Source organism: Novosphingobium sp. EMRT-2 (assembly GCF_005145025.1).
GTDB lineage: Bacteria > Pseudomonadota > Alphaproteobacteria > Sphingomonadales > Sphingomonadaceae > Novosphingobium.
Window position 1 is genome coordinate 1,329,956 of sequence record NZ_CP039695.1, and the last position, 21,558, is coordinate 1,351,513.

Below are 21,558 nucleotides of genomic sequence, written 5' to 3' on the forward strand. Positions count from 1 at the left end.
ACCCAAAGCCGGTACGTATTGCAACAAACAGTCACAAATAAATCGAACCAAAAAACTTGCATTGGAACGATACACCGTGCTACATGATGAATGTGCCTGAAACAGCGCTTAGAGACCCAAATCTTGTAAGCAATTCAAACTTGGGGGCATGGCAAGTGGCATTTCAATCTTCGAAATGTGTAGATAGTAATTTTATCAAATACTTACTTTTTACTTGTTTGTCCTCTTCTGGGCACCATTTTTCTTTCCGGACGCATCCGCAAGCGTCCGGAAAAATCCAAGAAATCAAAGGCTTTTCACGGATCTGGCGTCCGCCGGCATCCGGCTGAAATCGTTGCAATTGACGGTATCCGACGGTATTTTTGACGGTATCGAAACCGGCAAAAAGGTGGCTTCATGCTTACCGATCTGGCAGTCCGAAAGGCAGTCGCGCGCGACAAGCCCTACAAGCTCTCCGACGGCGGAGGCCTGTACCTGCTGGTCACCAAGGCCGGTCAGCGGTGCTGGCGGGTCGACTATCGCTTTGGAGAAAAGCGAGCGACAGCCGCGCTGGGGGTCTATCCGACCGTCACCCTCGCCGAGGCCCGCGCCAAACGGCTGGAAATCAAGAAACAGATCGCAGAGGGCATCAATCCTGCCGCCAAGCGCAAGATCGACAAGATCACCGGCCCGCTTGCCAATGTGAACAGCTTCAAGGCCGTTGCGGAAGAATGGCTCGACAAGGCCCGACGCGAGGGCCGTGCCGATGTGACCGTGGGCAAGCTGACTTGGCTGCTCGAATTCGCCTACCCCATCATCGGAGACCGCAAGGTCGGCGAGATCAAGGCGCCCGAACTGCTCGCCGTCCTGCGCGCTGTCGAAAAGCGCGGCCATTACGAAACCGCACGAAGGCTGCGCAGCACCTGCGGGCAGGTATTCCGCTATGCCATCGCCACCGGCCGCGCCGACCGGGACGTTTCGGCAGACCTGCGCGGCGCACTGATCGTGCCCAAGGTGACGCACCGCGCCGCGATCACCACGCCGAAGGAAGCGGGCGATCTGCTGCGCGCGATCGATGCCTATTCAGGCTATCCGGTCACTCACGCAGCGCTGCGGCTGGCTCCCTATGTCTTCGTGCGCCCTGGCGAACTGCGACAGGCCGAATGGAGCGAGTTAGACTTCACCCGCAACATCTGGACGATCGCCGCTGACAAGACGAAGATGCGCATCGCGCACCGCGTGCCGCTCAGCCGTCAGGTCCTTGCCATACTGGAAGAGCTGCGCGAGATCAGCGGCAATCGCCGCTACCTGTTCCCTGCCCAAGGCAAGCGCGACAGGCCCATGTGTGAAAACACGATCAACCTCGCGCTCCGGCGGATGGGTTTCGACGGCACCACGATGACCGCGCACGGCTTCCGCGCCATGGCCAGCACGCTGCTGAACGAACAGGGGCGCTGGAATCCCGACGCAATCGAGCGCCAACTTGGCCATGCCGAGACCGATGACGTCCGTCGCGCCTACGCGCGCGGCGAGCACTGGGATGAGCGGATCAGGATGATGCAGAGCTGGGCGGATTACCTCGACCAGCTCAGGTCCGGTGCAAAGGTGCTGCAAGGCAGCTTCCGCAAGCCATCGGGCGCTGCAAGCGCGTTGCCGGGTTGATCCTGCTGCATTGCTCAGGATCTGTCACCAATCTGTTCAGCCGGCGATTTCCGCATCAAGGTAGGCCTCGACGCGCCGCATACCTGCGAGGCCATCTGCCAGCATGAGATCCAGCGCGCTGGCTCCAGCAAAGGCCTCGTTGGGAGCACCTATCCACCGCGCGGCCCTATCGCTGTCAGCGAACATGCATCGCAATGCGCGATGAATGCCGAGTAGCGCTGCGGCCCGCCCTTCGCCGTTGAGAAGCCGTTCGGCTGCTTCATGTTGAACGCCCCAGCGCGCGACCAATGCAGCGGCGGCCCGCGTCATGGCCAGTATTTCGTTATCGTCGTATTGAGCGCTGGCGATCGACATGGACAGATCCACTGACTTCGACGCGCCCTCGATAGCACGGAACGTCCGGCCAGGTCACCAACGAACTTACCGATCGGTAAGAATTTCCGGTTGAGCCTCAACAGTAAGGGGCTTCCTTCCCGATCGGGAAGAAATGCTCTTGAAACTCTACAGCACATATGAGAACTTCCCGCTCGGTAAGACTGACATGATCGACAACGCAACCCAATTCGGCGCAGCCGTCGCCTCCGCCCGAAAGTCCCTTGGCCTTACCCAGCGGGAGCTGGCGCTCGCCATCAACAGCGGTGAGCGCTTCATCGTCGATCTGGAAGCAGGAAAGCCCACTGCGCAACTCGGCAAGGCACTCGCCGCCGCCAAGGCTGTCGGCTTGCGGCTCACCGCAACCGGCATTTCGCAGGCCTGACGGTGGACCTTCCGGTTCACCACGAAGACCGCCTGGTCGCCACGATCAGCGCAGCCCCGCAGGCCACCCGCCTTGCCTACGCGGATGCCTGGACCTCATCCGCCGACAGCTTCCCGGTCTCGCTGGCCATGCCGATCCGGCCGGAGCCCTATGAGGGAGAACAGGTCCTCCCCTGGCTCATGAACCTTCTGCCGGAGGGTGAACCGCTGCGCGCCATGACGCGCGCGCTCGGTGCAGCGCCGGAGGACGCGCTCGGCCTGATCGCGCAGACCGGCAACGATCTGGCAGGCGCGCTCAGCATCACTCCGCTGCAGCCACGCGGCAAGCCCGGCTATCGCACGATCCCGGATGTCGACGCACTGGAGCGGATCATCGAGGAACTGCCTGCACGGCCATTCCTGGTCGGCGAGGACGGTGTCTCGATGAGTCTTGCCGGCGCGCAGGAGAAGCTGCCGGTGGCGATCATCGACGGTCAGATCGCCGTGCCGATCAACGGCGCGCCCTCCACCCACATCCTCAAGCCCGACAATCCAAGCCTGCCCGGCAGCGTCCAGCACGAGGCGCTATGCATGGTCCTCGCCCGCCGCGTCGGCCTCAATGTCGCGCCGGTGACCACAGGCGTTGCGGGGAAGCGCAGCTATCTGTTGGTCGATCGCTACGATCGGATAGGTACCGGCAACGATGTCCGCCGCCTGCATCAGGAGGATTTCTGTCAGGCACTCGGCCGCCCGCCTGCCGCCAAGTATGAATTCAACGGCACCGGCATGCGCGGCCCCTCGATCGCCGACATGTTCGCCCTTGTCCGCCAGCATATGACGGCGCGCGACATCACCCGGCTGCTGGACGCCGTGATCTTCAATATCGCCATCGGCAACGTGGACTCCCACGCGAAAAACTACTCGATCCTGCTCGGCCCCGGTGCCCCGCAGCTTGCCCCGCTCTACGACCTGATGTCGGGCCTCGCCTGGACCAACATCACCCAGAACCACGCCCAGGCCATCGGCGGCCAACGCCGCGGTCGGCACATCTACGGTCGCCACTGGCGGCGCATGGCCGAAGCCGCAGGACTGGCAGCGCGAGGAACGGTGCAGCGGGTGGAACAAGTAGCGGCGCGGTTGCTGCGCGAACTGCCCGCAGCGGTCGAGGAGGTGGAAGCTATGCCAGCAGGTTCGTCGATGCTGGAAGTCTTCACAAAGGAGATCGCTGAGCGGGCAACCGAGGTCCAGGTGCATGCAGGACAGGAAGGTGAACCAGAAGCAAGCGGCGCCGTGGATGAGGCCCCTACATTGGGAGGCTCGGCATATGGTCAATAATATCTGGCTACTCGCGTCCTGGTCAGGCCCTGCGATATCGGTTAGCTGAGATCGGGTGGCTGAAGATTGGTCCGAATCCGAAATTGACGAGGTTGTCGCCGACTACTTCGGAATGCTTGGCGACGAGCTCGCGGGTCGTCCTTTTGTAAAGCTCGCTGTTGAGTTGCACTGAGAAGTGACCCGGGATTTTCATTGAGAAGTGACCCGGGTGGGCGTGGATGATGTGCTGCCTGCGACGAGCAGGGTCAAGCGGGTGATTTGTCCTTTCTGGATTTTGGGGCGGCGGAACTGGCTCTGAAGCGGAAGCTGTCATTGCCGGTTTCAAGGATATGGCAATGATGCGTGAGGCGATCCAGCAGGGCGGTGGTCATTTTGGCATCGCCAAAGATACTGGACCACTCGCTGAAGCTCAGGTTGGTGGTGATAACAACGCTGGTCCGCTCATAGAGTTTGCTGAGCAGATGGAACAGCATGGCCCCGCCTGAAGGGCTGAAGGGTAGATATCCCAGCTCATCAAGGATGACGAGGTCGAGGCGCAACAGACGCTCGGCCAACTGGCCCGCTCTGTTTGCGGCCTTTTCCTGCTCCAACGCATTGACCAGATCGACGGTGGAGAAGAAGCGGATCTTTTTGCGGTGATGCTCAACCGCCTGGACGCCCAAAGCCGTCGCGATGTGGCTTTTGCCGGTGCCTGGTCCGCCGATCAGTACGACGTTGTCGGCGCTATCCATAAAGTCACCACGGTGAAGTTGACGCACGAGCGCCTCGTTGACCTCACTGACGGCAAAGTCGAAGCCTGCCAGATCCTTGTAGGCCGGGAACCGGGCTGCCTTGATCTGGTAAGCAATGGACCTGACCTCCCGCTCGGACATCTCCGCCTTGAGAAGCTGTGAGAGGATCGGAACGGCAGCATCAAAGGCTGGCGCGCCCTGCTCGATCAGATCACCAGCGGCTTGCGCCATGCCATACATTTTGAGGCCACGTTCGCCGATGGCTATGCGCAGGCCGTCAGGGTGAAAGTCCACGAAGGGCATAAACGGCAGCTCGACAAGCTTGCGCAGGAGCAGGGAGATTGAAGCGCCGGGAAAACAAGTCGCCTGCAAGCGACGAACAGCTTGCGCTCCCGTTCGATCGTAGCCCCAAGGCAATCCGAACCAACGGCGCGGAGCCGCTCGCCGTCCGGATCCCCGATGCGGTGCGGATGACCGGAATAGGCCGGTCGAAGCTCTACGAGTTGATCGCCTCGGGCGACCTGGAGACGATCAAGATCGGCAGGTGCACACTGGTGACGGTCGATGCGCTCAAAGCCCTTCTGGCCAGGGCACGGGCCGACAGCTATAAGGGAGGCCGCTGAGCACCAAAACACTGCGGTCAGCGATTTGAGTCCTCATCGAGGACCAAGCCAAAGCGCGATACGGTATTTTTGACGGTATCGAATCAGCGAATCAGGGCAACAAAGCATTGTGATATAAAGCCTTGTTCGCACGTCACGGTCCCTCTTCTGCACCAATACTGGCTCTGGATACGTCCAGCAGCGTCCAGTAAGCGGCTGGTTTTACAGCATTTTTAGACCGAAAATCGCCAGACACCGTCCGGCGAAATCCGGCTAAGGGCAACAACAGCGGCAACAAAAGTTGCCCTTATTGTTGCCCTCGGATCGACCCGGCCTTGCTGGGAAAACGACCATACTGACCTACATCCAGATCAATGCCGCCAAGCCGAGGGAAAAGGCTTGGACCCTGAGTGATTCTCAAAGCCTCTATCTCGTCATCCAGCCCAACGGCTCGAAGCTGTGGCGCTTCAACTACCGCTTCCTCGACAAGCAGAAGAAGCTTCACCTCGGTGGCTGGCCGACCATAAGCCTCGCAGAGGCGCGCGCCCGGCGCGACGAGGCCAAGAAGAAGATCGCCAACGGGATCGATCCGGCGCTCGACAAGAAGCGCGCGCGTATCGCCGCCAATGGACTGCCCGCGATGATTGGTCCGGTTTCATGATTAGCTGATCCGGATTTCCGATGCCAGCCTGGGCGGGAGGCGAAGCGTAGCTGAGCCGAGTGTCCAGGCTGGCATCTTGATCGTTTCTGGGGCCGGTGGTCGGTAGCCGAGGCTGCTGTGCGGGCGCAGTCGGTTGTAATGATCGCGCCACCAGCTCGTGACGCAGCGGACCTCCTCCAGACTGTAGAAGATCTCGCCATTGAGCAGTTCATCACGCAGGCGGGCATTGAAGCTCTCGATATAGCCGTTCTCCCAAGGGCTGCCGGGCTCGATGTAGAGGGTGGTGACACCGAGGCGGCCCAACCATCCGCGCACTGCATGGGCGACGAACTCGGGGCCATTATCTGACCTGATATGCTGGGGCGGCCCATGCTCGATGAACAGATCGGCCAGCACGTCGATGACGTCGTTGGACCGGAACCGCCGCAGCGGTACCATCGCCAGGCATTCCCGGCTGAACTCGTCGATGATGTTGAGCATCCGGAACTTGCGGCCGTTGTCCGTCTGATCCTCGACGAAGTCGTACGACCACACGTGCCCGCGATGCTGCGGGCGCAACCGCATGCACGATCCATCGCCCAGCCAGAGTCGACGTCGCTTCGGCTGCCTCTTCGGTACTTTAAGACCCTCCCGCCGCCAGATCCGTTCGACCACCGACAGGCTGACCTGCCAGCCAGCGTCGCCGAGCAGCGCATGGATGCGGCGATAGCCGTACCGACCATAATCCTTGGCCAGCGCGATGATGTCAGCCGTCAGACGCTGCTCGTCGCCGTCATCCTTCGGACGATGTCGCTGCGTCGAACGATGCTGAACCAGAACACGGCAGGTCCGCCGCTCCGATACCGGAAGTACGCGACGGACCTGCTCGATCGCCTCGCGGCGACGAGAGGGGCTTAAAAAGTCAGCTTCGACGCCTCCTGCAGGATCGCCTTATCCAAGGCGAGATCTGCAACCAGCTTCTTCAGCTGCGCATTCTCCCGCTCCAAATCCTTCATCCGACGCACCTGGTCGACCTTCAGGCCGCCATATTCCTTACGCCACCTGTAGAGCGTTTGTTCGGCAATGCCGATCTGCCGGCAAGCCTCGACGGCAGTCCCTCCCCGCCCGACAATCACATCCACCTCACGCAGCTTCGCGATTATCTGCTCCGGCGTAAATCGCTGACGTCCCGTACATTTCTCCAATTCTCATGCCCCAAAGGGCTCGCTTCAGAATTGGACCAATTTTCTCAAGGCAGACCACCCGCAATGGCGACGTTCGCAGGATTGCCCGCGGCCTCTATGACAAGCCCAAACTCAACCACCTCACGGGCAAGCTTACGCACCCCGATCCATACGCCATCGTCCACGCACTGGCTCGCCGGGACCAAGCCCGCATCTTGATCGATGGCGCGACCGCTGCCAACGATATTGGTCTCTCCGATGCCGTACCGGCCCGCATCGTAGTGCATACCGATGCCAGGCTGAAGCCCATTACGCTCGGCAACCTCCAGATCGATTTCAGAACCACCGCGCCCAGCCGGCTCCACTGGGCCGGCCGGCCAGGCATGCGTGTGGTCCAGGCTTTGCATTGGTTGCATGACGCCGGGGGCGACACCGACCGGGCTGTCGCCAAGCGCCTGCGCACCATCTTCGCCCACCCTGATCACGGCGTCGACATCGTCAACGACCTCCAAGCCCATATGCTGACGCTTCCGCTCTGGATGCAGAATATCCTGCGTAATATGATGCCAACTACGTCGTCAGCTGACCGCCTGAAGATCAAGCGAACCGCTCGTTGATAGTGCATCGACGGGCACGACTGGTGAAAAGCTTATTGGCGGAGAACTGAGGCCAGCTGCTCTTCCTGGGCCTACGCGAGGCGTCGCATCACGACGTCTCGACATCGGCCAGCCTTGCCCCCAGCTTATGGCCATGAAGCAGAAGCCGCTAAAGACTGAATTGCACCATTGGTGGCCTCGAACCCTCGCCGACCATTGGGCGGCGGCCGACGCCATGGTCTCGGTAATCCGCCCGAATGGAACTTTGCACCGCGCGCGGCCGGGCGCGTTCGGGGCGATTACTAATGCCCATCATATGAAAATGGGCGGACCGTGGGATTCAACCTTCGAGCCGATCTTCAACGAGCCTGACAATGAAATGGCAGCGTTCGTGCGGTGGCTAGGAACGCTCGAGGCTTCGCTGGCATTGCCCGATCAGCCGATGGTCGAGCGGATACTCCCGCAACCGCTCCCCGATGAACGCGCGGCGCAGATCGCCCGTGTCACCGCGTCGCTGCTTGCCCGCAGCCCAAGCATTCGCGCGTCGATCAAACGGACCACCGAGTATTACCGGCGCAGCTTTGGCCTAGCCGATCCGACCGCTGACAAGACGCTGATCGCCGCGAACCAGCGCGGGCTTTATGACGCCTATCGCAAACGCATGATGCATGGCCGCTGGGCCATTCTGTTCAGCGACGAGCGGGAGTTCATCGCCGGCGACGGCTTCCTGCACAATTTCCCCGCCTCGCAGGACGCGCTTAACTCCGGGCTCAAGCTGGTGCTGCCGATCCTGCCGACGGCGACGATCGTCTATATGTCGCCGATGCAATATCCGTCGGAGCCGCGCCTGGTCACGCTGCGGCTCGGCGCTGAAGAGGTGGAGCGGTTGACCGCGATCACGCAGGTCTATGCCAGCGATTTCCTCTTCTATCGCGACGACAAGCCGGATCTGAGCGAGGCCTTTAAACACGGCGAGCATCGCCAGTTCCAATATCATGGCCATCATTGGCTCGATCCGTTGCTCGACGATCTGTCGCAATATAATCGCTGGGGAAAGGACGGCGCCGCCGGCATTTCCAGGCGGCGTCCGTATAGCGAATCGCTCGAAGGCAATCGCTGGCTCGACCGTTTCGTAGCCCAAGGCGACTAGCTCAGGGACCGCCCTTGCGGACCCTCGCCTCCAGCGCCGCCAGCTCGGCACGCGCCGCCTCGATAAAGGCTGTCTTCGCCGCGAATGCATCGCCTTCGGCACGATCTTTTCCTGCCGCATTGGCGGAGAGCGCCAAGTCGCAGATCTGCTTGGCCGCATACTGCACGCTCTGACCCGAGAGCAGCCAGATCTCGGCCTGGAGCGCGAACAGAGGCATGATGTTGTCGATTGACTTGGTGCCACCGGTCGCGACGGTGAGCAAGTTACGATCGGCCTCGGCGATGAATTTGGCATATAGGCGCTGCCGCTCGAGGATCCGCTCGCGCACGAGCAGCAGCTTCCACTCGTGCAGACGAACACCGCGCCCAGCGATATAGCTGACCCAACCCGCCACCAGCGCGCCGCCGAGCGACGCGGCAACGGGGACGATGATCTCGGCAAAGCTGGCGGGCATGAACGCTGGATGGCCAATTTGCGTGCGGCTGGCAATCCGCGCGCCAATCGTCCGAAGGTATTCGAGGCTGGACGCACCCTGTCAGCGCATCACCCACGCGAGGCAGCAGCGCCAATGATGCAGATCGGCCGCGCAAATATCTCGCGCCTTTTTTCGGACTGAACTGGGAGCGGCAAAGGCAGGGTGACGAGGCGTTTGATGCCTTGGCGCGTGATCGATGACCCGCCCTCTTATCGATCAAAACATCCCATAATTTGATTTATAGAGGCTTCGATAGCTCAGAATGGGTATCTCGGGACCCAAGGCGGTAGGCGTTCCCTCGGTCTGCGAAAAGCTTGATTAGGCAGTCTTTGCCGACAGCCTTTCGCATGAGGGGCCCACAAGATTCCACACCGCATCAATGATGGAATTCAGACCAACGCCTTCGAGTTCGACGGAAGCGGCATAAGCACGCCATTGGCGCTGTTTCGTTTCGTCCTCCATCATCTTGGCTGAAAGCCCGGGCGGCCGTTCTGTCGGGATAGGTGTTCCGCGCCGCTCGAAAGTCGCGCGGATGGCCACATCCAGATCCTCGGAGGCGATCTCCAGATTCCTGGGTATGGCCCATAGGTCATAATAGTCCTTCATCCGGCCATTGAGCACGCCGAGCGCCACCATCGCCTGGAACTTCTCGGCAATGACCGTCGCCGGCGGGTAGGACCTAATGTGCGGGACAGGGAGATCGAGCAGCGTCGGGTAGTCGAGTTGTTGAGCGGCATCCGCCAGCGCATCGCCGAAGCCGATGTCGATTGTCACCGGTATTCGCGTGCGCTCGAGATAGGCCGCCGTCTTGAGCCTGACGCCGCCGTATTCCATTTCCTCGCGGATCGCTGTGGCAACCAATCCTTCGGCGTCGAACACAAGGCCGTCGCCTCCTTCAATTTGCATGATTGCCCGGAAGTCGGCGACCAGCTTGTCGGGATTGGCGTCGCCATGGCCCAGGAAGTCGGCATCTAGCGTGACTCGATTGTCGTCGTCGATCCACGCCGTGACCAGCATTCCGCCCTTGAGCACGAATCGCTCGCGATATTCCGAGACCGACAGCCGATAGAGGAGGCGCTCAAGCGCGAAGCGGACCAGCAGAACGTCGAACGCGCGGCCTTCTCTTCGCGAAATATTGAGCAGGCGATCCTTGACCGACTTGGCGAGATTGACGGGCGATCTAGCCATTGGCGGTGAGGGCCTCGAGATAAGGGCGCATGGTCTTCCAGGCACCGCCGGCCTTGGCTCCTTCGGCGATTGCGCTCGGTGTCGTCTTGCGTTGCTCGATTGCCGCACGAAGTCCTTCGACTGCGACCGAACGATCGACCAGCTTGGGATTGCGGAACGCATCGGCGAGGGTCTTCGGAATCGAATAGATAGGTACGTTTACGCCGGCGATCGTATGATGCTCGACGCCTTGGCGAAGATAGGAGTCGGTGAAGCGTACGATCCGAAGTGGCGGATAGGATTGCACTGGCGACCAATCGCTCGTGCCGATCGCCATCCATATCCGTCTCGGCATTTGATCAGTCAGGCCGTGAAAGGCCAGGGCCGAGGTCAGGGCAATGACGCCCTTGGGAACCCGGATCGCAGCTTCAGCCAGTATTTGGTGCTCCTCAATCTCTGAGTCGCGCCGCTGATACAGGCCACGCGAGATGCGCTCGAGTTCACCTTCCTCGACGGCCCGCGCTATCGTTTGCGGACCGATACCGGCGGCACGCAGCTCTCCCGCGCGCCTCATTGTATGGGCGGTAAATAGACTGCGAAGCTTTGTCCGTTGCGAGATGGGCCTCGAGGCCATGTGACGAATCCTCTGATGGATTGAATCTTTATCAGAGGTTTTGTCACATGTCATCCGGTTGCAGCGAGGGCATCCCGGCGCACTGCCCGCTCAGCTTGAACCCTCCTAAACAAGTGCAATCAGGACTCGAACCATCGTATCCGAGGACGTCCACCCTTTTCCACGAATCCAGATCGTGCTATTAGTGCCCTTGGCGAGTTTGCAAGTCTATGATTTGACTGCGAAATCAACCGCTTAGTCGCCCAGCGATCAAGCTCTTCTGGCACCATTTTCACCCTCTGCAGCGTCCAGAGGCGTCCAGCAAGAGGCTGGATTTAAAGGATTGTTTCATTCAAAATCGGAGGCTGTTGAGTTGCACTGAGAAGTGACCCGGGATTTTCATTGAGAAGTGACCCGGGTGGGCGTGGATGATGTGCTGCCTGCGACGAGCAGGGTCAAGCGGGTGATTTGTCCTTTCTGGATTTTGGGGCGGCGGAACTGGCTCTGAAGCGGAAGCTGTCATTGCCGGTTTCAAGGATATGGCAATGATGCGTGAGGCGATCCAGCAGGGCGGTGGTCATTTTGGCATCGCCAAAGATACTGGACCACTCGCTGAAGCTCAGGTTGGTGGTGATAACAACGCTGGTCCGCTCATAGAGTTTGCTGAGCAGATGGAACAGCATGGCCCCGCCTGAAGGGCTGAAGGGTAGATATCCCAGCTCATCAAGGATGACGAGGTCGAGGCGCAACAGACGCTCGGCCAACTGGCCCGCTCTGTTTGCGGCCTTTTCCTGCTCCAACGCATTGACCAGATCGACGGTGGAGAAGAAGCGGATCTTTTTGCGGTGATGCTCAACCGCCTGGACGCCCAAAGCCGTCGCGATGTGGCTTTTGCCGGTGCCTGGTCCGCCGATCAGTACGACGTTGTCGGCGCTATCCATAAAGTCACCACGGTGAAGTTGACGCACGAGCGCCTCGTTGACCTCACTGACGGCAAAGTCGAAGCCTGCCAGATCCTTGTAGGCCGGGAACCGGGCTGCCTTGATCTGGTAAGCAATGGACCTGACCTCCCGCTCGGACATCTCCGCCTTGAGAAGCTGTGAGAGGATCGGAACGGCAGCATCAAAGGCTGGCGCGCCCTGCTCGATCAGATCACCAGCGGCTTGCGCCATGCCATACATTTTGAGGCCACGTAGCATGACAACCACAGCGGCGCTGGCCGGATCATGACGCATGGCGTAACGCCCTCAGCGTGTCGTAGCGTTCGACATCGGCAACAGGCTCCTGGGCGACCCGTTGTCGGTCGTCATGGTCTGCGACAGCACGACTTTGGAGATGGCGCTGTCCATGTAGGCGCATAGCTGATGGAAATCGGCCGTGCCGGATTTCGCCGCCGTCAGCAGTTCGACGGCCATTCCCTCCGGCACAACAAAGCCGCTGTCGGTGGCGATGGCTTGAAGCGCCTGGAGCAGCTTGTTGACCTGTTCCGGACTTGTCGACTGCGGATAAGTGCCCTTCGCGGTCGGCGTGCCGAACTTGTCGAGAAAGATGTTCCAGAAGCGGATGCCGTTGCGCTTGAACAGCGTGGGCCAATAGAGCCAGTGCGCCAGCCCGAGACCGTAGGGACTGTCATCGTCCGGCGCGCCGACCGCGTGAACCCAGAACTTGCGTTCCGGCATGATCTCGCCCTGCATGTTGCCGGGCACCAGCATCCGCAGGTTGTCCTGGGCATCGTAGCGGAAGCGGCGCGCGTGGCGAACCTTGATGTCCACGAAATCAAAGAGGCCATCGCGGTAGCCCCACATCATCTCTGCGACCGAATAACCGTAGAACGAGCCCATCAGCATCTTGCCGGTGGTCCGATCCCACTTCAGGCGCTTGACGGTCTTGTCGAACGCCTCGGCCGCAGCAACGGAACGCGGATCGCTTTCATCGCCGGGGATGGTGTTCCAGTCGCGCGCGACGACGGCGCCGATCCGCTGCTGCAAGGTCGATTTGACCTGATCGTCGTTCAACACGACATCGTAGGCGCCCCAATCGACCGCCATCGACAGCTTGGGGTCGCGCGCCTCGCGCAGACCGCGCACCCACGGCTGCGTGATGTCGCGCCCGTCGCGGGTGGTCGCGATCTCTCCCAGCAGAGCCGGTTGCGGCTTGGGGATGGTTGCGTCTGCCATGGTTACTTGCGGGCCTTTCGATTGCGGCGGTATTGCGCACGGCGCGCCGGATCGTTGGCGTCGGTCCATTCGGCCCGGCCCATGGCAACGCGGTGCAGGAAGACGGTGGCTTCGTTCAGCCCGGCAGCGCCATCGAGCGACACGAAGTCGAGGTGCGGCAGCGGGTGCGTATTGTTGACCGGCAGCCGGTGATTGGACACGCGGATCAGCCAGTCACGCTGGCCGGCATCGCGCAGGGTGACATAGCGCGAGGCCGAGCCGCGACTGTGGCTGGCCTTGATCGATACGACCTTCAGGCCGAGTTCGCGCGCGGCGGTGCCAAGGCGCATGGCCAGTGCAAGGATGTCCTGTGCCGTAGCGCAGCCGGCGCCGGTCACGATCCGCAGCATCGTCATCAGAAGAACAGCCCGCTGGCCCGGCGCCGGATGGTTCCGAAGCCGGTGGTGTTGATGATCATTTCTTCAGCGGTCAGCCGCGAGTCCGGGAGCCGATGCACGTCGATCGGCGCGGCATTGTCGTTCGCGGCCGATACGCACAGCGCCGCCGCCCAGAACCGGTCACCGTGACCATCGCTTTCGCCATCGTGGACCAGGCGCACGCCGCCGGTGGCGGTGAATGCCTTGGTGATCGAGTGCAGATCGTCCCGCAGCAGCATGTCGCCAACCGGGATGCGGAACTTGCGATCCTCCATGGCGTCCTTGAGCAGCGAGGCCATCGCGAACTTGCGGACCATGGAAAAGATGACGCCTTCCACGCGCGAGCGGCCGAGCAAGTCCTGGGCGGCTTCCACGAACGGTTCGCCCATGCCGGTCTGGTCGATCGCAACGCGCGATGCCCGGTCGCGGTTCACCACGCGCGCCAGCTCTGCCAGCTGCGCGCGGAACGGTGCGCGGCGCATGGTGATGATCTCGCGCGGGTAAAGCGTGTCGCCGATCTTCACCGCTACCCAGATGCAGGTAAGGTCTTTCTTGCGGGCGATATCCATGCCGACGAAGACTTCGCCGTTCGTGGGCCGCAGTTCCTCGCCATACTCCCGCTCGGCGGTGATGATCTCGCCGGTGTATTCAACGACCTTGAAACGGCCATAGCTCTCGGTTTCAACGGCGTTGATCAGATCGAAATCAAGCCACGCGGTAGCTTCGTCGAGCCACTTCAGCTCGAATTCCTGCGCCCACAGGTCCGCGTCGTTCAGCGCGGCCTTCAGTTCCTCGACGTTGCGGTCGAGGCCCTGCCTGACCGCGTCGTAGATATCGACGATATGGCGCGACCAGATCGACGGGTTGGCCGTCATGATCTCGTAGAACTTGTTGCCCTTGCCATTCGGCGTGGAAACAACGCGCAGTTTCCAGCCCTTGGAGATCACGGGGAACAGCGCGCCCCAGATCGCCTTGGACTTGGCGTGGAACGCAAATTCGTCGAGCAGGACGTTGGCCGAGAAACCGCGCGCGGTGTCCGGATTGGCGGGCAGCGCGGTGATGCGCGAGCCGCCCGGAAATTCCACCTCGAACGCGCGATAGGTGGCGCCGGTCTCTTCGGAACGCCATTCGCCCTCCTGCACTTCCGGCGGCGCGCCCTTCAGCCCGTTGTAAAGCTCCCAGAACGCGCGCGTCATCGGCTTCACGTTCTCGGTCATGGCCTCCATGGCCTGGCGTTCGCCGCGCGAGAGGATCACCCAGCGGGTACGCTTGCGCGCCAGCTCCGCTTCGATGCAGTCATCGACCAGCTCGGCGCAGGACGTGAAGGTCTTGCCCGTCTGACGCGCGAACATGCCAGCCTTGAACCGGCTGCGGTCCTGCAACCACTTCCACTGGTAGGGGTGGAAGTTGATGAGCCGTTGCAGCTCGTCACGGACCGCGAAGTCGGCCATCAGTCGGCAAATCCGAGGATGCGACGGGCACGCTTCAGCGCATCGGGGTCAAGCTCGCCCTTGCCACCGGCATCGTCCAGCTTCCGGCGCATTTCCGCTTCGGCCTGCTTGCGGCCTTCCTCGCGGACGCGGGCGTCGCGATCGGCGTCGATCTTCGCGGCCGACTGCAGTTCCTTCGTGGCCTTGGCCAGAAAATGGAACGCCTTCGGGTCGAGGTCTTCGCCGTCGCCGGCCGCCAACGGCAGGACCATGCGCGCACCGATGCTGGTGAGCAGCTGGACCATGAGCTTGCCTTCGGCGTTCTGCGCGCTGCCGAAGTCCTTGGCGAAGCTCTCGGCCACCACGCGGATATCGCGGTGCCGTTCGGCGAGGCCGGCATAGTCCTTCGCGTAGCGGCCCACGGCCGAGCGTGAACGGGGATGGCCGAGGTCGGCCAATTTCTCGACAATGCCGTCGATCGTAGCGCCGGCTTCCAGCGCGCTGACAACGGCCGCCTGCACTTCCTTGGGCAGGGTCTTGATGGACGATTTGCGGCCCATGTCAGTCGCCGGTCTTGTGGCGCCAGACGCCTTCGACGACGAGGCGGCCCTCGGCGATGTCGCGCCCGTCCACAAGGATGCGGGCGACGATGAACGGGCCGAGTTCTTCGCTGGCGATCAGCTTCTGTTCGGCCAGCCAGCGCAACTGGTCTGCCACGTCGCGCCGCGCGATGCGATGGCCAAGCTGGGCAAGCAGCATGGCGAGGACATCATCGTTCTGCTCGCCGCCGATGTCGTTGAGCAGATCGAGGATGGCGCGCCGGATCAGCGGGACGATGGCGGCCGGGATCATCGATCCAGCCCCCGATCCACGAGGATTTTCAGATAATCGTTGGTAGAGTTGAGCTGCCGCTCGATGCTGCCAAGGCCGCGCTCTACCCCGCTTACGCGGGCATCAACCGCCGCGATCTTTTCCATGAGCTGGATGCGCGTCGGCGCGCTGTCCTGCTCCTGCGCAAGATGATCGACGGCCGTGGTGGTGGCCGTCAGCCTGTTGGCGAGATCCCCGACGGTCCGCGCCAGGCTGTCGAAATCAGCCTTCGTCGGGAATTGCGTGCGGAGATAGAGGAAGCCGGCGCCGAACAGGATCGGCGTGATCGCGGAAATGATCGGCCACAGGTCGATCATGATATTGAGCAGGGAGGACGGCACGGATCAGCCCTCCACCGACGAAACAGGATGTCCGAAACGCAAAACGGCCTCCACGCGCAGCAGCGATGAAACTGTGTTTCACCGTGCTGGAATGGAGGCCGCAGGCAGGGAGTCCCCCGGTGCGCATCAAGACGCTATCGGACGGTCAATTCTCTCCGAACATTTCGAGTTGCCGGGCATCCTTCGGGCGGACCAGCAAGGGCGCCGCCTGGCATTCGGTGCCTTCGTCGGTCTGGTTGACCAGACGGGAAAGGTGCCGCCGCGCCATGCGCAGGATCGCGGCCCCTTCCACGACAGTCAGCCGACCAGCGCGGATCGCAGCAATGACGCCTTGCCGCCGTGCGCGCAAGAGCGCGTTGCGACCCGTAGGGATCGGCAGGCGTTCGCGGCCATAGACGTGGCTAAGGATCGCAGCCTTGTCCGATCCGACGATTTCGACAAACGGGCTGCGCCCGGCGTCCATCGGAATGTAAACCTCCTGCCCGGCGAAGGCATCGACCAGGCGCAGCGTGTCGTAAGGCCCGATGTGCGCCGCCATCTCCAGCATCATCGGCGGCCAGCTTTCGTGCGGCTTCGCATCGGGCGGGATCGGGATGTCTTCCGGCCGGAAGGTGCGCGGGCGGGCCATGGCTATTCGCCGCGCAGGCGCAGGATGCCGCCAAGGTGACGGATCAGGCCATCCAGTTCAGCAACATGCAGGTCATAGTAGGACCGATCGCGATCATAGCCTTGCCCCTCGACCCAGGCGGCGATGCGTTCGGCGCTGCCGCCGCCGTGGCGATCGATCCGCCCTCGCAAGGCGTTGATGACGGCGCAGCGTTCGTGATGGGTGGCCGTAAAGCCATCCGTTTCGATCTGAATAGCTGCTGTCTCTTCGCTGGTGGGCCACTGCACACCCTCACGCTCCAGCCAAAACTTCAGCGCCTCGATCACGGCGGGGGCATGGCGATGGTCGAGGAAACGCAGAGCGCTGACACCCGTCTGACGCTTGACGAAGGCGCCGATCGCCCGGTCATCCGATTTGTCGACCAGGCCCAGCCAGTACAGGCTCCACCACAGCGCACGAACCTTACCGATGTGGGCGCGGTGCCCGGCCGGGGCGGTGTGGCCGCGGTTGAGGTGATCGAGCAAGCGCGCCATCTCACCTATAGTCATGTCCGACAGGCTTTCCTTGCCGATTAATCTGGACTGGAGCGCCTTGCGGTCATCATCATCCATCTTGTTGGCGTGGCAGGCCGCGCGGACGGCGCGGTAGAACCGCAGCCGTTCAGCCGAGGTCTTGCCCTGGCGGCGCCCATGATGGACGTGAACGGTCTTAGCCATGGGCGGTCTCCCGGCGCTGCAGCTCGGCGCGCAAGGCTGCGGTCGTGAAGCGATCGAGCTGGATTTGGGCGGGCGCGATGTTGCGGCGACCGCCATGGGTTTTGACCAGATGCCCATCGCGCACGAGGGCCGCGACCGCTTCGTGAGCGCGGGTGCGGGACTTGGTGCCAAGATGCGCCGCGATCTCCTTCAACGAGGGGGCGATGCGGCGATCGGCGTAGTACTGCTCGATGAAATCGAGCGCGCGGCGTTGCTGCGGGGTCATTGGACGGTCCCCCGCGTTGGCGCTTCCGCGCGCGTGGCGGCAAAGACCGCGTCGGCCAACAGACCGGCAACGGCGTCAATCTCTTCGCCGGACAACCGGACATAGAAAGCCCGCCCGCCGCGCGAGATCGTGATAAACACCTCGTCGCCGAGGACGCCGAACGCGATCCCATCGTGCACGTGTCCGCCCGACTGATAGACGGGCATATCGCGCCCGACGACCCGGAGCGGGATCAGAGGGTTTTTGCCGCTCACTTGCCGATCTCCTTGTCCAACAGGCGGAAGAGGACATCGACGACGAACCGCCATGCGGCATGTTCCGAGCGATAGTCGCGGGCGAGCTTGGCCGCCTGCGCCATGTAGCAGGCGGCATCGACGGCCGAGCCGTCCGCCGCGCGATAGGCCGCGTGGACGGCATGCTCGGCGGCTTTCAGCGCCAATCGTTCCTGCCCAGCCGTGCCGAGGGTTAGGCGTGGCGCAAGTGCATGCTGGTGCCGCGCGGCTTCGCCAGCAGCTTCAAGTTCCTGTTGGTGATACAGGGCGCGCCAGACATCGTCGCATGCCCGCAACACGTCATCGAACCGCTCGCGCGCCGCAGGCTTGGCGCCATAGACGCGACCGGCCGACGCATCGAGCCAACGGGCCACGTCCGTGGCGTACCAGACGATTTCCATCATCAGGCCGAAGTGCACACGCGTCCAGGCATCGCCATCCAGCACCGGCCAGCGTGCGGCACGATCGATCAGGCCCGACGCGAGGCGCTGGAGCTGATGCGACGGCAGGCCATCAACGACGGCCGGAACGAACCGGGCAAGCCAGCGCGGCATGAGCGCGGCGGGGCAATCCTCGGTGCCGTTGATATCCTTGCCGAAGGCGGCCAGGAGGCACACCAGTTCGCGGCCCTGTTCGTCCTGGCGCCGCCAGTGTCCCTGCGCGATGGCGCCGGCCGCCAGATAGGACCGGGCGAGTTCCACCCGGTGTTGGCGTGTCATGGTCTGAAGTGTCATGGGGTGATCCTTGGGAAAGGGCGCGGGCAGCGCGCGGCACCGCCCGCGCCGATGGTCATTCGTCCGTTTCAGGCGTGGTGGCGGTGTCGGCCGGTTTCGGGCGCGGCCAATCGACGAAGAATTCCTCGCCCTGGGCGACGTAGGCGCCGAGTTCGCCGAGCATCCGGCCGAGTTCGTCTTCCGCCTGGATGGCCTTGATCGCCGTGGGCTTGTCCAGCTTGTGCGTGGTGCGGATGACTGCCGCTTTCTTCAGCGCCACCAGCTTTTCGACCAGCTTGGCCATCGTGGTCTTGCGCAGCTTCAGCGCGGGCGGCGACGTGCGTTCGCCGATCAGGCAGCCGGCGAGCGGCACCGACTTGCGCTTGTTCTGCGTCAGCTCGGGCGCGGCAACGGCCCACCAGGCGCGAAGCTGGAGGAAGATGGCACTGGCGCGCACTTCCAGTGGCTTCGCCATGCGATCCCGTTCCGCCTCGATCCGGGCGATGGCGCTGCCAGCGTCGGCGGCGAGCTGTTCGATCGTATCGTTCAGATCGCGGTATTCGGCGATCAGCGCGATGGCGGCTTCAAGGGTTTGCGGTGCTTCCTGCTTCGGAGCCTTGCGGCGCGGTGGTGCCATGGTCAGTCTTCCAGTCTGGTTGGGGTGGCGGGGATGGTGATGAGGGCGACGGCACCGCAGACCGCGCATTCCGCGCTCTGCCGGCCGACCAGCCAGTTGATGGAGCCGCAGCCCTGGCAACGGTTCGGTTCATCCGTGCGGAAGGCAGGAGGCGGAGAATGCGGCACAGGCACCGGGTGCGGTGCAGCCGTGACGATCGGCCGGATCACAGTTCGGCCCCTTCGGCTTCCGGCGCGTCCGTGTTGTTCGGGCAGGTCGGGCAGGCGCGGGCGAACTGCTGATGCGCGAAGTTGGCCGGCGGCCCCTTGCGGCGGCGCGCGCGGATGCAACTGTGCAGCGGGATCGGCCCATGGATGGGGCAACCGACCTGGTCGCCGCCATAAACCGACAGGACCGCGCGTTCGGGTTCGACGGTCCGGGCCGGATACTTGTTGTTGATCAGCTTGCTGATGGTGCCGGAGCTGCAGGCGAAGCCGGCCGCTGTCAGACGATCAGCGACGTTCCGCTGACTGGTCTGGTCGCAGGCCGCTGCGAGCAGATGGAGCCAGCGCGGGAGATCATCGCCCCACGCGGCAATCGCCCGCGCCATGTTGGTGGAGAGTTGATTAACAATCATGGTTAACACCCGTGGTCAAAAAAGGGGGGGAAGCGGCGGGTGCGCGGAAATTTCGCGCGCGGTGCCGGTGTTCGGATCGGTGACGATGGTGACGGTGCGCCCGCCTTCGCGGCGCTGCCCGATGACGGGCACGAGCGGGCCATAGGTGCCGGCCAGAGCATAGACGGAGCGTTGGCCGGAATTGGCGTTGCCGCGCACAACCCGCCGCAGGATGCCGGCCCGCAACAGCGCGCTGACATAGACCTTCGCCGATGCTTCGGTGACTTCGGCGGTCATGCACAGTTGCACGAGATCAAACCGCTTCAGGATGCGGATGGCGCGCCACATGGCGGTGCGCCCGCCGCGCTTGGCGCTGGGCCGAAGCGCGGCATCGAGGGCGGGCGGCGTGGCGAGAGTGCGGGCGGTTTCCGGCATGAGGTATCGCGTGCGTCCCTGACGGTCGTTGGCGGGAATGGCGGTGAGCAGCCCGGCCTGCGCCCAGCGCGAGAGGCGCCATGCGATGGAGCTGGCCGGCGCGCCGATCGCGCCCGCCAGTTCGGGGACGGATGCGGGATCGGACAGCATGCGAAGGGTGGACCAGAGCGGCTGACGGATGGCGCTGGCGGCGGTCATGGAAACACCTGCGAAATCAGAGTGGGGATGCACCGCCACGCAAGATGCGCGGCGAGCATCAGGATCGGGGGCAGGATGGCGGCCGGGAGCGCGGCGGCGATCGGCGCGACAGCCCGCGCCAAACGCCGCTGCTGTTCGCGCAGATCGTCGGTTTCGACATCGCGTGGGATGACGATGATGACGGCGGGGATAGCTTCCGGGCCGCGCATGGTCAGGCCGCCTTGCGCGTGATCACGTCGCCGGTGCGCACCGGACGATCGCCCCACCATGCGGCGTTGATGTTGGCTATGCCTTCTTCGGCCGCGAGCTTTTGGGCGGCCTGCAGGTTGTTGACGATGCGGCGCGTAACGCCCTTGCAGTGCACCCGGAACAGTTCGGCCAAGTCATCGGCAATGCGGATACGGTGGCAATAGTGATCGCGCAGCTTGATCGCATCGTCATAGGAGGCAGGCAGCGCAGCCGTAGTGGCGACGATGCGGTTGTCGAACCGCTCCCACGCCTTCAGCTTCGCCGGCAGCGCCTCTTCGCCGATCATCAGGATGGCGATGTTCGTGCCGTCGTGGATGTCGCGCAGGGTGTTAACCAGCCCCTTGTTCGCGAGGTAATCCATCTCGTCCACGATCAGATCGACGGGTTGGCGGTTGAGCTGCTCGATGATCTGGCGCAGCAGATCGGCCGCCACACGCTTCGGCCGGGCGATGCCGAGTTCGGCCGCCAGCACGTCCAGCAGCGTCTTGCGGGTCCAGAGTTCCTGCGCCTGGATATAGGCCGCGCCGGTCCGCGCCGCGCTGAAGGCGGCGGCGACCGTCTTTCCGTAGCCCGAGAACCCATGGAAGATGCCCATGCGCGCGGACGGATTGTCGCTTTCGCGGCAGTCGATCAGCGTCTTGAGGCACAGCGCCATGTTGGTGAGCTGCGCCTGCCCCTGCCCCGGCGAGTGATCGCCGAAATCAAGAGTGGGCTGGTTGGCAAGATCATGCATCGGCGGTTCTCCGTGGTTGAAGGCAGGGTGAAAGG

At 62.8% G+C, this 21,558-nt stretch carries 29 protein-coding genes and 1 pseudogene; 7 read left to right on the forward strand and 23 right to left on the reverse strand.

What is annotated here, in order from left to right:
* Nucleotides 1-396: 396 nt before the first annotated feature.
* Nucleotides 397-1,641, forward strand: coding sequence for an integrase arm-type DNA-binding domain-containing protein (locus FA702_RS06440; protein WP_136955450.1), 1,245 nt, complete (start codon nt 397-399; stop codon nt 1,639-1,641).
* Between the two features lie 36 nt (nt 1,642-1,677).
* On the opposite strand, the gene FA702_RS06445 is transcribed toward FA702_RS06440, so the two are convergent.
* A complete protein-coding gene (locus FA702_RS06445; protein ID WP_136955451.1) occupies nt 1,678-1,995 on the reverse strand; it encodes an MbcA/ParS/Xre antitoxin family protein in 318 nt (105 codons plus the stop codon).
* Nucleotides 1,996-2,128: 133 nt separating this feature from the next.
* Here FA702_RS06445 and FA702_RS06450 point away from each other — a divergent pair, with 133 nt between their 5' ends.
* Both FA702_RS06450 and FA702_RS06455 read left to right on the forward strand, forming a co-directional pair.
* A complete protein-coding gene (locus tag FA702_RS06450) occupies nt 2,129-2,398 on the forward strand; it encodes a helix-turn-helix domain-containing protein (protein WP_136955452.1) in 270 nt (89 codons plus the stop codon).
* Nucleotides 2,399-2,400: 2 nt separating this feature from the next.
* Nucleotides 2,401-3,711 (forward strand): type II toxin-antitoxin system HipA family toxin, encoded by a 1,311-nt coding sequence (locus tag FA702_RS06455; RefSeq protein WP_136955453.1) that lies wholly within the window; start codon nt 2,401-2,403, stop codon nt 3,709-3,711.
* 245 nt (nt 3,712-3,956) lie between these two features.
* On the opposite strand, the gene istB (FA702_RS06460) is transcribed toward FA702_RS06455, so the two are convergent.
* Nucleotides 3,957-4,745 carry an IS21-like element ISRsp3 family helper ATPase IstB gene (istB, locus tag FA702_RS06460; protein WP_136955454.1) on the reverse strand — a complete coding sequence of 263 codons (789 nt, stop codon included), beginning with the start codon at nt 4,743-4,745 and terminating at the stop codon, nt 3,957-3,959.
* A 38-nt stretch (nt 4,746-4,783) separates the two neighbouring features.
* Between istB (FA702_RS06460) and FA702_RS23520 the strand changes: the two genes are divergently transcribed.
* Both FA702_RS23520 and FA702_RS06470 read left to right on the forward strand, forming a co-directional pair.
* Nucleotides 4,784-5,065: a helix-turn-helix transcriptional regulator gene (locus tag FA702_RS23520; RefSeq protein ID WP_370385499.1), complete on the forward strand. Its 282-nt coding sequence runs from the start codon at nt 4,784-4,786 to the stop codon at nt 5,063-5,065.
* Between the two features lie 292 nt (nt 5,066-5,357).
* Nucleotides 5,358-5,705, forward strand: a complete 348-nt coding sequence (locus FA702_RS06470) for an Arm DNA-binding domain-containing protein (RefSeq protein ID WP_255504737.1) — start codon at nt 5,358-5,360, stop codon at nt 5,703-5,705.
* Here FA702_RS06470 and FA702_RS06475 read toward each other — a convergent pair.
* Nucleotides 5,706-6,889, reverse strand: a protein-coding gene (locus FA702_RS06475; RefSeq protein ID WP_255504738.1) for an IS3 family transposase whose coding sequence is annotated in 2 segments (ribosomal slippage) — nt 5,706-6,610 and nt 6,610-6,889 — 1,185 coding nt in all. Because the reading frame shifts where the segments join, the coding sequence is not laid out codon by codon here.
* Nucleotides 6,890-6,894: 5 nt separating this feature from the next.
* Between FA702_RS06475 and FA702_RS06480 the strand changes: the two genes are divergently transcribed.
* Both FA702_RS06480 and FA702_RS06485 read left to right on the forward strand, forming a co-directional pair.
* Entirely contained in the window at nt 6,895-7,485 is a 591-nt protein-coding gene (locus FA702_RS06480; RefSeq protein WP_255504739.1) for a DUF6088 family protein, read from the forward strand.
* Between the two features lie 133 nt (nt 7,486-7,618).
* Nucleotides 7,619-8,614: a DUF4238 domain-containing protein gene (locus FA702_RS06485; protein ID WP_168196008.1), complete on the forward strand. Its 996-nt coding sequence runs from the start codon at nt 7,619-7,621 to the stop codon at nt 8,612-8,614.
* 1 nt (nt 8,615) lies between these two features.
* On the opposite strand, the gene FA702_RS06490 is transcribed toward FA702_RS06485, so the two are convergent.
* From FA702_RS06490 to FA702_RS06585, 20 genes and pseudogenes are all read right to left on the reverse strand, one after another.
* On the reverse strand, nt 8,616-9,068 hold the full coding sequence (locus FA702_RS06490) for a hypothetical protein (protein WP_136955457.1): 453 nt from the start codon (nt 9,066-9,068) through the stop codon (nt 8,616-8,618).
* Between the two features lie 339 nt (nt 9,069-9,407).
* Nucleotides 9,408-10,277 carry a nucleotidyl transferase AbiEii/AbiGii toxin family protein gene (locus FA702_RS06495; RefSeq protein WP_136955458.1) on the reverse strand — a complete coding sequence of 290 codons (870 nt, stop codon included), beginning with the start codon at nt 10,275-10,277 and terminating at the stop codon, nt 9,408-9,410.
* The gene (locus FA702_RS06500) at nt 10,270-10,890 is read right to left on the reverse strand and encodes an AbiEi antitoxin N-terminal domain-containing protein (RefSeq protein ID WP_136955459.1); all 621 of its coding nucleotides are present in this window, start codon (nt 10,888-10,890) and stop codon (nt 10,270-10,272) included. The genes FA702_RS06495 and FA702_RS06500 overlap by 8 nt, the downstream gene beginning before the upstream one ends.
* Nucleotides 10,891-11,324: 434 nt before the next feature.
* Nucleotides 11,325-12,104 (reverse strand): IS21-like element ISRsp3 family helper ATPase IstB, encoded by a 780-nt coding sequence (istB, locus tag FA702_RS06505; RefSeq protein WP_006955904.1) that lies wholly within the window; start codon nt 12,102-12,104, stop codon nt 11,325-11,327.
* Nucleotides 12,105-12,215: 111 nt separating this feature from the next.
* Nucleotides 12,216-13,115 (reverse strand): annotated as a pseudogene (locus FA702_RS06510) (DUF935 family protein); the annotation flags it as partial.
* Nucleotides 13,049-13,441: a hypothetical protein gene (locus FA702_RS06515; protein ID WP_136955461.1), complete on the reverse strand. Its 393-nt coding sequence runs from the start codon at nt 13,439-13,441 to the stop codon at nt 13,049-13,051. The pseudogene FA702_RS06510 and the gene FA702_RS06515, both read right to left, overlap by 67 nt.
* Nucleotides 13,441-14,913: a terminase large subunit domain-containing protein gene (locus FA702_RS06520; RefSeq protein ID WP_136955462.1), complete on the reverse strand. Its 1,473-nt coding sequence runs from the start codon at nt 14,911-14,913 to the stop codon at nt 13,441-13,443. Before FA702_RS06520 ends, FA702_RS06515 begins: the two co-directional genes overlap by 1 nt.
* The gene (locus tag FA702_RS06525) at nt 14,913-15,452 is read right to left on the reverse strand and encodes a phage protein Gp27 family protein (RefSeq protein ID WP_136955463.1); all 540 of its coding nucleotides are present in this window, start codon (nt 15,450-15,452) and stop codon (nt 14,913-14,915) included. Before FA702_RS06525 ends, FA702_RS06520 begins: the two co-directional genes overlap by 1 nt.
* Before the next feature lies 1 nt (nt 15,453).
* Nucleotides 15,454-15,744, reverse strand: a complete 291-nt coding sequence (locus FA702_RS06530) for a hypothetical protein (RefSeq protein ID WP_136955464.1) — start codon at nt 15,742-15,744, stop codon at nt 15,454-15,456.
* Nucleotides 15,741-16,103: a DUF2730 family protein gene (locus FA702_RS06535; protein ID WP_136955465.1), complete on the reverse strand. Its 363-nt coding sequence runs from the start codon at nt 16,101-16,103 to the stop codon at nt 15,741-15,743. The genes FA702_RS06530 and FA702_RS06535 overlap by 4 nt, the downstream gene beginning before the upstream one ends.
* Before the next feature lie 145 nt (nt 16,104-16,248).
* Nucleotides 16,249-16,731 (reverse strand): hypothetical protein, encoded by a 483-nt coding sequence (locus FA702_RS06540; protein WP_136955466.1) that lies wholly within the window; start codon nt 16,729-16,731, stop codon nt 16,249-16,251.
* 2 nt (nt 16,732-16,733) lie between these two features.
* Complete coding sequence (locus FA702_RS06545; protein WP_136955467.1) at nt 16,734-17,426, reverse strand: regulatory protein GemA; 693 nt, start codon at nt 17,424-17,426, stop codon at nt 16,734-16,736.
* Complete coding sequence (locus tag FA702_RS06550) at nt 17,419-17,691, reverse strand: LexA family transcriptional regulator (RefSeq protein ID WP_136955468.1); 273 nt, start codon at nt 17,689-17,691, stop codon at nt 17,419-17,421. Before FA702_RS06550 ends, FA702_RS06545 begins: the two co-directional genes overlap by 8 nt.
* Complete coding sequence (locus FA702_RS06555; protein ID WP_136955469.1) at nt 17,688-17,945, reverse strand: hypothetical protein; 258 nt, start codon at nt 17,943-17,945, stop codon at nt 17,688-17,690. Before FA702_RS06555 ends, FA702_RS06550 begins: the two co-directional genes overlap by 4 nt.
* Entirely contained in the window at nt 17,942-18,697 is a 756-nt protein-coding gene (locus FA702_RS06560; protein WP_136955470.1) for a hypothetical protein, read from the reverse strand. Before FA702_RS06560 ends, FA702_RS06555 begins: the two co-directional genes overlap by 4 nt.
* Nucleotides 18,698-18,752: 55 nt before the next feature.
* On the reverse strand, nt 18,753-19,313 hold the full coding sequence (locus FA702_RS06565; protein WP_168196009.1) for a host-nuclease inhibitor Gam family protein: 561 nt from the start codon (nt 19,311-19,313) through the stop codon (nt 18,753-18,755).
* 205 nt (nt 19,314-19,518) lie between these two features.
* Nucleotides 19,519-19,929: a hypothetical protein gene (locus tag FA702_RS06570; protein ID WP_136955472.1), complete on the reverse strand. Its 411-nt coding sequence runs from the start codon at nt 19,927-19,929 to the stop codon at nt 19,519-19,521.
* A gap of 15 nt (nt 19,930-19,944) precedes the next feature.
* The gene (locus tag FA702_RS06575) at nt 19,945-20,541 is read right to left on the reverse strand and encodes a hypothetical protein (protein ID WP_136955473.1); all 597 of its coding nucleotides are present in this window, start codon (nt 20,539-20,541) and stop codon (nt 19,945-19,947) included.
* On the reverse strand, nt 20,538-20,750 hold the full coding sequence (locus tag FA702_RS06580) for a hypothetical protein (protein WP_136955474.1): 213 nt from the start codon (nt 20,748-20,750) through the stop codon (nt 20,538-20,540). Before FA702_RS06580 ends, FA702_RS06575 begins: the two co-directional genes overlap by 4 nt.
* Nucleotides 20,751-20,752: 2 nt before the next feature.
* Nucleotides 20,753-21,523 carry an AAA family ATPase gene (locus FA702_RS06585; protein WP_136955475.1) on the reverse strand — a complete coding sequence of 257 codons (771 nt, stop codon included), beginning with the start codon at nt 21,521-21,523 and terminating at the stop codon, nt 20,753-20,755.
* Nucleotides 21,524-21,558: the final 35 nt, after the last annotated feature.

What these genes read in the sequence shown, in the direction of transcription:
- FA702_RS06440 (WP_136955450.1), top strand. Translation starts at nt 397, where the DNA reads ATGCTTACCGATCTGGCAGTCCGAAAGGCAGTCGCGCGCGACAAGCCC.
- FA702_RS06480 (WP_255504739.1), top strand. Translation starts at nt 6,895, where the DNA reads ATGCCCCAAAGGGCTCGCTTCAGAATTGGACCAATTTTCTCAAGGCAG.
- FA702_RS06490 (WP_136955457.1), bottom strand. Translation starts at nt 9,068, where the DNA reads ATGCCCGCCAGCTTTGCCGAGATCATCGTCCCCGTTGCCGCGTCGCTC.
- FA702_RS06570 (WP_136955472.1), bottom strand. Translation starts at nt 19,929, where the DNA reads ATGATTGTTAATCAACTCTCCACCAACATGGCGCGGGCGATTGCCGCG.
- FA702_RS06575 (WP_136955473.1), bottom strand. Translation starts at nt 20,541, where the DNA reads ATGACCGCCGCCAGCGCCATCCGTCAGCCGCTCTGGTCCACCCTTCGC.
- FA702_RS06560 (WP_136955470.1), bottom strand. Translation starts at nt 18,697, where the DNA reads ATGACACTTCAGACCATGACACGCCAACACCGGGTGGAACTCGCCCGG.
- FA702_RS06515 (WP_136955461.1), bottom strand. Translation starts at nt 13,441, where the DNA reads ATGACGATGCTGCGGATCGTGACCGGCGCCGGCTGCGCTACGGCACAG.
- FA702_RS06530 (WP_136955464.1), bottom strand. Translation starts at nt 15,744, where the DNA reads ATGATCCCGGCCGCCATCGTCCCGCTGATCCGGCGCGCCATCCTCGAT.
- istB (WP_006955904.1), bottom strand. Translation starts at nt 12,104, where the DNA reads ATGCGTCATGATCCGGCCAGCGCCGCTGTGGTTGTCATGCTACGTGGC.
- istB (WP_136955454.1), bottom strand. Translation starts at nt 4,745, where the DNA reads ATGCCCTTCGTGGACTTTCACCCTGACGGCCTGCGCATAGCCATCGGC.
- FA702_RS06550 (WP_136955468.1), bottom strand. Translation starts at nt 17,691, where the DNA reads ATGACCCCGCAGCAACGCCGCGCGCTCGATTTCATCGAGCAGTACTAC.
- FA702_RS06520 (WP_136955462.1), bottom strand. Translation starts at nt 14,913, where the DNA reads ATGGCCGACTTCGCGGTCCGTGACGAGCTGCAACGGCTCATCAACTTC.
- FA702_RS06565 (WP_168196009.1), bottom strand. Translation starts at nt 19,313, where the DNA reads ATGGCACCACCGCGCCGCAAGGCTCCGAAGCAGGAAGCACCGCAAACC.
- FA702_RS06540 (WP_136955466.1), bottom strand. Translation starts at nt 16,731, where the DNA reads ATGGCCCGCCCGCGCACCTTCCGGCCGGAAGACATCCCGATCCCGCCC.
- FA702_RS06450 (WP_136955452.1), top strand. Translation starts at nt 2,129, where the DNA reads ATGCTCTTGAAACTCTACAGCACATATGAGAACTTCCCGCTCGGTAAG.
- FA702_RS06485 (WP_168196008.1), top strand. Translation starts at nt 7,619, where the DNA reads ATGAAGCAGAAGCCGCTAAAGACTGAATTGCACCATTGGTGGCCTCGA.
- FA702_RS06445 (WP_136955451.1), bottom strand. Translation starts at nt 1,995, where the DNA reads ATGTCGATCGCCAGCGCTCAATACGACGATAACGAAATACTGGCCATG.
- FA702_RS06500 (WP_136955459.1), bottom strand. Translation starts at nt 10,890, where the DNA reads ATGGCCTCGAGGCCCATCTCGCAACGGACAAAGCTTCGCAGTCTATTT.
- FA702_RS06525 (WP_136955463.1), bottom strand. Translation starts at nt 15,452, where the DNA reads ATGGGCCGCAAATCGTCCATCAAGACCCTGCCCAAGGAAGTGCAGGCG.
- FA702_RS06545 (WP_136955467.1), bottom strand. Translation starts at nt 17,426, where the DNA reads ATGGCTAAGACCGTTCACGTCCATCATGGGCGCCGCCAGGGCAAGACC.
- FA702_RS06580 (WP_136955474.1), bottom strand. Translation starts at nt 20,750, where the DNA reads ATGCGCGGCCCGGAAGCTATCCCCGCCGTCATCATCGTCATCCCACGC.
- FA702_RS06585 (WP_136955475.1), bottom strand. Translation starts at nt 21,523, where the DNA reads ATGCATGATCTTGCCAACCAGCCCACTCTTGATTTCGGCGATCACTCG.
- FA702_RS06495 (WP_136955458.1), bottom strand. Translation starts at nt 10,277, where the DNA reads ATGGCTAGATCGCCCGTCAATCTCGCCAAGTCGGTCAAGGATCGCCTG.